At 32.6% G+C, this 9,173-nt stretch carries 7 protein-coding genes and 3 pseudogenes; 8 read left to right on the top strand and 2 right to left on the bottom strand.

Annotated elements, in window-relative coordinates; translation table 11 throughout:
• Positions 1-119: 119 nt before the first annotated feature.
• The 3 genes and pseudogenes from MUB24_RS22380 to MUB24_RS23795 all read left to right on the top strand — a co-directional run.
• Positions 120-1,520: pseudogene (locus MUB24_RS22380) on the top strand (type I restriction-modification enzyme R subunit C-terminal domain-containing protein); the annotation flags it as partial.
• Positions 1,521-1,648: 128 nt separating this feature from the next.
• Positions 1,649-1,995, top strand: a pseudogene (locus MUB24_RS22375) (type I restriction enzyme subunit R domain-containing protein); the annotation flags it as partial.
• A 563-nt stretch (positions 1,996-2,558) separates the two neighbouring features.
• A complete protein-coding gene (locus MUB24_RS23795; RefSeq protein WP_396426809.1) occupies positions 2,559-2,684 on the top strand; it encodes a hypothetical protein in 126 nt (41 codons plus the stop codon).
• A 159-nt stretch (positions 2,685-2,843) separates the two neighbouring features.
• Here MUB24_RS23795 and MUB24_RS22370 read toward each other — a convergent pair whose 3' ends face one another.
• Together MUB24_RS22370 and MUB24_RS22365 are read right to left on the bottom strand one after the other, a co-directional pair.
• The gene (locus tag MUB24_RS22370; RefSeq protein WP_244707857.1) at positions 2,844-4,436 is read right to left on the bottom strand and encodes an ATP-binding protein; all 1,593 of its coding nucleotides are present in this window, start codon (positions 4,434-4,436) and stop codon (positions 2,844-2,846) included.
• A complete protein-coding gene (locus MUB24_RS22365) occupies positions 4,429-5,823 on the bottom strand; it encodes an SIR2 family protein (RefSeq protein WP_244707855.1) in 1,395 nt (464 codons plus the stop codon). The genes MUB24_RS22370 and MUB24_RS22365 overlap by 8 nt, the downstream gene beginning before the upstream one ends.
• Positions 5,824-6,022: 199 nt before the next feature.
• On the opposite strand from MUB24_RS22365, the gene MUB24_RS22360 reads away from it, so the two are divergent.
• From MUB24_RS22360 to MUB24_RS22340, 5 genes and pseudogenes are all read left to right on the top strand, one after another.
• Positions 6,023-6,457 (top strand): hypothetical protein, encoded by a 435-nt coding sequence (locus tag MUB24_RS22360; protein ID WP_244707852.1) that lies wholly within the window; start codon positions 6,023-6,025, stop codon positions 6,455-6,457.
• Between the two features lies 1 nt (position 6,458).
• Positions 6,459-7,277 carry a hypothetical protein gene (locus MUB24_RS22355; RefSeq protein WP_244707850.1) on the top strand — a complete coding sequence of 273 codons (819 nt, stop codon included), beginning with the start codon at positions 6,459-6,461 and terminating at the stop codon, positions 7,275-7,277.
• A gap of 345 nt (positions 7,278-7,622) precedes the next feature.
• Positions 7,623-8,435 (top strand): Shedu anti-phage system protein SduA domain-containing protein, encoded by an 813-nt coding sequence (locus tag MUB24_RS22350; protein WP_244707846.1) that lies wholly within the window; start codon positions 7,623-7,625, stop codon positions 8,433-8,435.
• Between the two features lie 172 nt (positions 8,436-8,607).
• A pseudogene (locus MUB24_RS22345) lies at positions 8,608-8,979 on the top strand (AbiJ-related protein); the annotation flags it as partial.
• Between the two features lie 50 nt (positions 8,980-9,029).
• The coding region (locus tag MUB24_RS22340; RefSeq protein WP_244705165.1) for a transposase at positions 9,030-9,173 on the top strand (144 nt) is incomplete at its 3' end.

Raw genomic sequence — 9,173 nt, 5'->3', positions numbered from 1 at the left:
ATTTTTTCCATTCCCATCTCTTAAAAGTGCATTATACCGTCTCATTTTGGGGGAAAATAAATTCTGGTCTCTCCTTAACCCCTTGTCTCACTTGAGGTGTGAGACATCGCAATTACCTCTATAGCATTAAGTATGCTCACTCCATCATTGATGACTTTAAAATGAAGGATTCTGAACCACATATCGCCGTGTCAGTTGATATGTTAGATACAGGAATTGATGTTCCAGAAGTTGTGAACTTAGTGTTCTTCAAAAAAGTGCGTTCAAAAACAAAGTTCTGGCAAATGATTGGCCGTGGCACGAGGTTATGTGAAGATTTATTCGGCCCGGGGCAGGATAAAGAATACTTTCTCATCTTTGACTACGTTGGGAACTTCGAGTTTTTCAGAGAGAACCCTAAAGGAATCGAAGGAAATGTTGCTGTAAGTTTAACGGAAAGATTATTTAATTTAAGAGTTGAAATCATTAAAGAATTGCAGACGCTGGATTATCAGGAAGAAGCTTATATTAACCACCGTAGCAGCCTGATTAATGAACTTCTTTCAGAGGTAAGAGGATTAAATGAAGAAAATTTCCAAGTGAGGATGAACATTAAATATGTTCATAAGTTCCAAAGTGAAGATGTTTGGAAAGCTTTGACGAATAGTGATGTAAGGGAATTAAAGGAAGAAGTAGCGCCTTTAATCATCCCAGATGATGATAACGAGATGGCGAAACGCTTTGACAATGTAATGTATACAATAGAGCTTGCGTATTTGAGTGCGCGTAAAGCAACAAAACCTATTAGGACTGTAGTTGATACTGCTGAAAAACTAAGTGAAATAGGAACGATACCAAAAATTAACGAAAACAGAGAATTATTAATTAATGTTCAATCAACAGAGTTTTGGGATAAAGCAAATATTTTTGAACTAGAAGAAGTACGCGAAGTAATGCGGGAATTAGTACAGTTCTTGGAAAAAGAAACTAGAAAAAACTTTTATACCAATTTCCAAGATACATTTGACGTGATTGTTGAAGGGACACCGATTTACGGTTCAAATGATTTGAGAAACTATCAAAAACGTGTGAATCAATATTTAAAAGAGCATCAAAATGAAATGGCTATTTTTAAATTAAGACATAATAAGCCATTAACAAAAGATGATATTGCATTTTTAGAAAATGTTTTATGGAACGAGTTAGGCACCCAGGAAGATTATGAAAGTGAATTCGGAGACACTCCTATCACAAAGCTCGTTCGACAAGTTGTAGGGTTGGACCGTGGAGCAGTAAATGCAGCATTTTCCGAGTTTCTATCTGATGAGAGATTAAATGCTACTCAAATTAAGTTTGTTAAATTAATCATTGACTATGTTGTAGCAAATGGCTATTTGGAGAAGCAAGTCTTACAGCAAGATCCGTTTAGAACATTAGGTAGTGTGTCTGAGTTGTTTGAGGATAATATACAGGATGTTAGGGAGATATTAAGTATTATAGATGATATAAATGAAAATGTGGATGTGTTTGAAGGGGCTTAATCATTATTGGAGATAGGGACAGTGTTTCTCGTTTGGTTATGTATGATATAACTGTACAATGAACGTTGACCCTACGCCCCAGTATCAAAGTCAGTCCAGCTATTTTAAAAAGGAGGAAACTAACCCCATATCATGGTGATTACTTTAATTTATTAATTGTTACAGAGAAATATCAAACAGGCTTTGAAGAGCCATTACTTCATACGATGTTTGTCGACAAGAAATTACGTGGCGTGAAAGCAGTGCAAACACTATCCCGTTTAAATCAAACGATGCAAGGAAAGAAAGATACTTTTATCTTAGATTTTGTGAACACAGAAGAAGAAATATTAGAAGCATTCCAACCTTTCTATGAAGTAACGACATTAATAGAAGAAGTGAACTGAATTTAATTTATGACACGCAAAGTAAGTTGCGTAAATTTGCGTTGTACAATGATGATGATATTGCCCAAGTGATGAAACTTGTGAAACAATGGATTTGAGTCACTATAGCATACGAAGGAACATTAATATTAGGGGCAATCACCGAGATAATTAACTTTAACTATTCTGATAAGTATGATGAAACCATTGAAAATATAAAGGTATTACAAAAAAGAATAAAATATGGACTGCCTTCTACGTTATCTGTATTTTTATATGAACTAGGTTTTACTGATCGTGTTATTAGTATTGATTTATGCTCAAAATCAAAACTCTCTAGCCCCGGTAAATTAACTAGAAGAAATGTCAAAAGGCAATTAAAGGAAAGCAGAGAGGAAATTCTTAACTTACTTAATAAGTATCCTTCATATTTTAGTACGATTTTGAAAAGCATTACAAACTAATTTGAAGATTTTTAAAATGCAACTTTTATATTTAAAAACAGCATCGGAAGCTTAATTCCAATGCTGTTTTTTGCCTCTTTGAGCACCACGGTGAACCGTATCATAGGACATTTATAGACTGTCGCATCCGATATGCCCGGCTGATTGCTTGTTCTTATATACAGGGCCTTCATTGAGGCTTATTTTTTAAAGCAACTGCAAATTGGCTCATTAATAATCTTGGATTTAATAAATACAGATTCGATGGAATCTTCAAAGTCTCTGGTATTACTCCTGATAATGAGAGTTTTATCAGGTATTTACGTGTTAATGATAAAGTTAAAATTGTTGGTTAACCTATGAATGTCTGCTAACATTATATGATTTCAAGGTTCAAATATTTTATTCAAAAGGGACGCTCACATATAATTACTTTGAGTGTCCCTTTTCGGATAAGCGGTTTTGCCTCGAATTAAATGAATAACTGGAATTAATCAATGAATTTAAAAGGGAACTTATTCTTTTAGTATCCAGGACCCTATCACCTCTGGATCCTCACTATTAGGTACAGGTGCTGCATCAGCGATTTTTACTATATCTGTGTAACCAAATGCTTCACCGAAAACAATAGCATATTGTTTTTCCAATCCTGGCACAAACTTTACCAAGTCTTGATTATTACTGGATAAATTCCTATTAATGAATTCTAAATCTAGTTTGTTAGTTATTCTGTGCACAATAAATGAGTTGCATTGTGAGACTATTGATTTTGTGAGCTCAGAGGGTCTTTGGCTCGAAACTATCAGGCTGATGCCAAACTTTCTACCTTCCCGTGCAAGGCGTTCAATGTAATATGTCCCTAATTTGAATTCTTCCTGTTCTAGTTCATTAATATAGCGGTGGGCTTCTTCGAAAAGAATTACTAAACTGTCAATATTGCTTGTTTTTCTATTTTTAATAGCCCATTCATAGACCAATTTAGAAAACAGAAACATCACAATATCTAATTCATCCTTTTCAAAGTCCGCTTCAATTATATAGATTTCATTATCAGAATTTACAATTTCCTCAATTGTGTTTTTTTCTGTATCTCTGCTTTCTATAATATGATAGATTCTAGGATCATCAGTAATAGTTTGAATTCTATTCGTCATTGTTGAACACCAATTGAACCACTGGCTAGCTTTAAAATTATCAAACTCTTTTGTAATATTTCCGTCTTTATCCTTTTTTCTAGCGTTATTCCATAGCCATCTATTAATTTCTTCTTGAAGGTCACTAAATTGAAAGATTTCTTTGTTCTCAATGTCAGTCTTTTCTCTAAGTGACTTTATACAATTTTTTAGAATGGGTGCTTGTACACCAAGGCTTGCCCCCAAAAATTGGAAATACTCAGTAAAACTTAAATGATAATGTGGTAAATATAATTCTTCTTTTTTTATTTTCCTTACTGAAAACTCCGTTCCTTTAAAAGCCTGCTCATACTCATCATTGGAATCGAAGATGATAATTTTGGGGTTAATATTTACTGGATTACCACTTTTATCTTGTAGTCTTCTTTTTAAACCCTGAATAAGCGAGGCAACTGTAGAACTTTTTCCCGTACCTGTATTTCCGAATATCCCCATATGTTTTCCAAACAATATATCTGGATTTGCTGAGATTTCAAGTTGGTTATCATCATAACTGGTACCGATTGGTAGTTTGTAAGTGGCATTTATACTAACAATAGATTGATGTATTTCTTGACTTATAGAAAAAACTTCACTACCAATAATAGGGAAGCTATTAATACCTGAATCGAATCTCATTAAAAAGTCATCATAAACTCCCACCAAAGTTGCTTCAATTACAAAAGAATCATGACTCTTAACAAAAATATCATCAGGAATAAAGGTGTTTTTATCGAAGACTTTTGAAATTCTTCCAATTATTCTTTTTCCATTTGGTAAAATACTGTAAATCATTTTATTAATTGATGCTACATAATCATTAATTCCATACTTTAATACCAGCTTATTAGCCACGTTTTCGTCTGTTACTTCAATATGTATTGTTAACCCCTCGATTTTTATAATTTTCCCTATACGTACATCCCCATCAAACATTGTTATTCATCTCACCTTTTAATCTTGTTAATGTATCGAGAATTATTTTCTCATTATTATCAAAGTTAGGATATGGTACTAGATAACTTGTAATATATTGAAAATCCCCAAGAAAGTTTCCGAAAAATATTGTTATTCTGGAATCTTCAAAGCTCCTTTCTATTAAACTTTGAAGAAATGGAGCATTATTTCCATCAGACTTATTTGAATAAGAGAAAATAATTAAATTAAAGTCAGGATTAGACAACGCATTGGTAATTAAATCGTTAACGTGTTCATCAAGGAAACTATAGCCCATTACTAATAAAGTAGAGTTTGGTTTATTACAAAATTCAATAAACTGGCGGAACATTTCGCTATAAGGTAAATCTAAAGAGTATGTTTTCTTAGATTGGACGGGATAAATAATACAATCTGGGATCAGTGATCCTTCACCTTCAGTGGACAACATCTTAAAATCTAATTGTTTTTCAGAGATTCCATATGGAGGTTTGTAATTGTCAAAAAACCAGGAAAGTGAGCCATGTAACTTAAATAAATTAATTCCTTTAGTATAAGTCTTTCCTCCATCTGAATATTGAATATGTGTATCAAGATGAAATGAAGCGGGATTAAAAGAACGATAATGAAATCCAGAAAATCCATTGTTAACATGTATTCCAAGTTCTTCCGCTGTTTTTTCTATTAACAAATCATAGTTTAAAGTGAAGATATTCACCTTATTACTTTTTGTTCCCCTTGAAACTAGCTTCTTTAAGAACGTTTTATGAAGATGATTTTTTCCATAATCAATTGTTAGGACAAAATTCTTGATAAAAACTTCTTTAAAACTATCAACTAATTTTTCTAACTGACTTTTAATGGAGTCATCTTGAAGTACATTTTGGTAATAAGATAGCATTTCATATAATCCATCTAATGCTTGTTCCGGCCTTTTCTTAGCTAGATTAAGTAATACATCTTCTAATGCTTCTTTGTTATTAACGTTATCATCAAATTTGTAATCCTCTAATAATATGGTGTGTTCCTGTTTTTCATTTGTATTAATCGCCTTGGATCCTGCATACAAAGAACAACCATTACTCATCAAAATATGTAGATTTTCACTTTGGAGATACTTATTAAGAATATCATTTCTAATTATTTGAGTTTTTTTCTTTAATTGATCCCTAATACTGGAAATAACCTCTTCATTCTTATCTATTTGCCTACCTGAAAAAAACTCCCTATGAAACATCCCTTGAATAATATCAGTAAGATATAGATGAAAACCTTCAGATTCCTCTGAAGTAATTTGATCAGGAGCTTCTTTACAAAAGAAGTTCTGTAATTCATTACTTTCAAATTTAATGTTGTGAGTCATTTGATTATATATATATTCGTGCATTATTAAGACCCCATTTACATGTTTTTTCAATATAATATGATTCTATTCGACAACAATATGGAGAAATCCTCTATTTACCTTATAAATAGCAGTCTCAAATCAAAACAGTTTTTACTTTATGGATGATGCCCTATATTCGTTTGAATAACAGTGCATGTTTTAAATGGTATAATTGTAATAGAAAATTGGAGGTGTTAATTTGGAGCAAAAGATCACAATACCCACTGATAGTAAAGGATATTATTCTTTAGAATGTCCATATTGTAAAGAGAGATTCAAGGCTTTGGGAGGTGACATAGACGCAGAGGATACTATGGAATTATTCTGCCCTTCTTGCGGCTTAGTCGATGACAATAATAAGTTTATACCTGATGACGTTATTGAACATGCACAAACAATTGCAAAGAATATTATGAAACAACAACTGAACGACACATTTAAAAAGGCAAGTAGAAAGATGAAAGGTTCTGGTTTAACTCTTGATTTCAAGAAATTTAAAGAGGAGCAACCAAACCTATTAACAGAGGATGAGAAATTGGAACAGGTTCAGCTTCATTGTTGCAATAAAAATATTAAAGTACATGCCGACCAAACTATAGAAAATATCTATTGCCCATTTTGTGGGGTGAATTAGAATGAGAGGAGATGTTGCTTCTATGGAAAAGGAGTTTAAAAAACTATCACTGAATTTTAGAAGAGTAGCAAGTAGATTCTTGAATTGTAATTTTCAAGAGTACCAAGAATGTTTAAAAAGGTTTCTTTTTTTCATAGATGATTCACCTGTAATAAAAGAATTTATTCAGGAAAACAATACAACACAGTTTGACATTAAGAAAATAATCCAGGAGAAAGAATTTCATGCGAAGTTTAAGTTGCCTGTTAGGGAGCAAGAGGAAATTGCCTTTATTTATCAAATGTTGAACTATATTTCGGAAAATGAGCTTGATATTATGAATATTGCATATGGTTATGGTGGATCTAACAAAATACAAAGTCATGTAGATAGCTTTAATAATCAAGTTGCTAAACCACTTGTTGATTATATTGTAACTTATCTAGGGGAGTTGAAAATAGACATGGGACTTGATGGGAAATCTAATACTCAATACAACATCGGAGAATTTAGAGGTCAGTTGAACCATGCGGAGGGACAGAGTACAATTACTGCCAGCCAAACATATAATGAAACAAAGATTGCTGGATTAAAGGAATTAACAGAACAATTTGTAGAAGAGCTTAATATGAATGAATCTATTTCACAGGATGACAAAGAGGAGACTACGGAAATACTAGAAGCAGCAGTACAAGAAGTGGATAGTGAAAAACCAAAGAAAATAATAATAAAAACTGCGATTGAAAAAGTTAAAAGCGTTGGTGAATTAGCTACTGCTGGAACAACATTGTTCACTTTGGGGACTAAACTTGTTGAATCATTACAAGGGTTAATTGTATAACCGTCTAATAAAATATGAAGGATGGGCTTAAATAGTACCCATTCTTTTTGGCTATCTTATTGATAAAGTGATGTTTCGTAAATATGATCTATCAAATTTGTAAATGACAACGGACAGTCGTCTGAGTATTTTGAGTGGTGTATATTCTGTAAGATTAATTATTGGTCGCATAGGGAAAGCAGGCAGTAATTGACTTTCGTGGTGAAATCACAACGGTAATATACTTAAGTATGTCATAGTCGTCGTATTGTTACGGTATTATACCTTTTAGCTATTTATCGGATTCATATGGAACATTAAAGGGGTAGATTTACTGCTTTCCCTACATCTATAGGGGGAATGGTGATGAAAATTCATTCAAGGAATTATTGCACTCTTACTCAAGAAGAGAAAGACAAGTGGGAAATTCTTAAAGAGAAAGAAATTGTTCAAGGATTTGAAAATAGTGATATAGTAATACGAAAGAGCCGATACAGAGAGTACCCTGTAGCTGTTAGACACTATAAAAGTTTGTTTCCTAATAACCATCTGGACATAGTAGATTTACAACAAATTGAGTATTTAACTTCTCTTACAGAAGAATATCTTGCTATAGTTGGAAATCCTAATTCGAATGAAAGGTCGATTCTTAACTGGATCCGTAAAGAAAGGGCATATTTTATTATTGCATCTATAATGAAAGGGTATTATTCATTTGGTCATCACGATGCATTTATTTTTCCAGAATTTCAATTAGGTAATACATACCAAGTGGATTTTTTAATTGTGGGAAAAAACTCAGGCGGGTATGAATTTATTTTTGTAGAGCTTGAACATCCACATAAAAATATTACTTTAGCAAACGGACATTTAGGAGATGCAATGAGGAAAGGTGAAAGACAAGTCATAGACTGGAAATATTGGCTTGAGTCCAACTACGGAACACTATATGAAACATTTAAAAAATATAAATCACCAAGGCAGGATTTGACTGAGGAATTCATTAAATATGATAGTTCTCGCATACACTACGTTGTCGTAGCTGGAAAAAGAAATAACTTTAACGATAGAACCTATCAATTGAAGCGACAAAAAAGATTGTCTGAGAATATATTAATGCTCCATTATGATAACCTTTATGATTTGGCTAAGGCATTAATTGGAGAACCTACATACTGATGAAGGACACAAATTTTAACTACAGTAAAACAAAAGAGCTAGATAGGGATCTGACCTCAAAGTTGAGATTCATGATTGTGTTCAAGGAAAAACTATAAAAACAAGACTTTAAACAAAAGTAAAAACATGTGTATAAGTTTAATCCTGTTAGTTTTCACTTGTATACTCGTATATGGAGAGGGGATTTGAAATCGCAAACAGAATTAGTGAGATAACAAAACGTGATATTCTTGAGTTGTTTCAGAACGGAATTGATATATATGAATTATTTGAAACAAAGAAAGTCATTTACCATTATTTCGGACGATTGGAAGAGCCTAAGTTTCTAAAGAGACTATATGATTTGAAAAACATGCAAAGTTTAGATTCCAGATTCTCTGATGCTGAAGGTGAAATATGTCAACATACGGTAAACAATGATGATTATCCTAATGGTTGGGTCCTTATGGATGAACGATTTCAATTAGCAAATGGAACCGATGAAATTTACTTAAAATTTTTATGTGAAATATTTCATCCATCAGTCAGGTTTGAAAAGGGGTATAATGGACCCAAGAAACTAGACACGAAATGAGGAGATGTTAAAGTAGGTTTATGAAACAAAGAAAACGATATACATCAGAATTCAAATCTCAAATTGTGCTAGAAATCTTGAAGGAGGAAAAAACACTAAGCGAAATTGCTTCTGATCACGGAATTCATGTTAATCAATTGAGGCAATGGAAGAAAGCTGTTATT

Origin of the sequence: Lederbergia sp. NSJ-179, assembly GCF_022867885.1 — a bacterium.
Lineage (GTDB): Bacteria > Bacillota > Bacilli > Bacillales > Bacillaceae_C > Lederbergia.
The sequence above is the reverse complement of the archived record's forward strand: the minus strand, read 5'-3'. Positions and strand labels throughout refer to the sequence as shown.

Coding starts and splice junctions, on each gene's coding strand:
- MUB24_RS22365 (WP_244707855.1), bottom strand. CDS start 5,823: ATGCACGAATATATATATAATCAAATGACTCACAACATTAAATTTGAA.
- MUB24_RS22355 (WP_244707850.1), top strand. CDS start 6,459: ATGAGAGGAGATGTTGCTTCTATGGAAAAGGAGTTTAAAAAACTATCA.
- MUB24_RS22370 (WP_244707857.1), bottom strand. CDS start 4,436: ATGTTTGATGGGGATGTACGTATAGGGAAAATTATAAAAATCGAGGGG.
- MUB24_RS22350 (WP_244707846.1), top strand. CDS start 7,623: ATGAAAATTCATTCAAGGAATTATTGCACTCTTACTCAAGAAGAGAAA.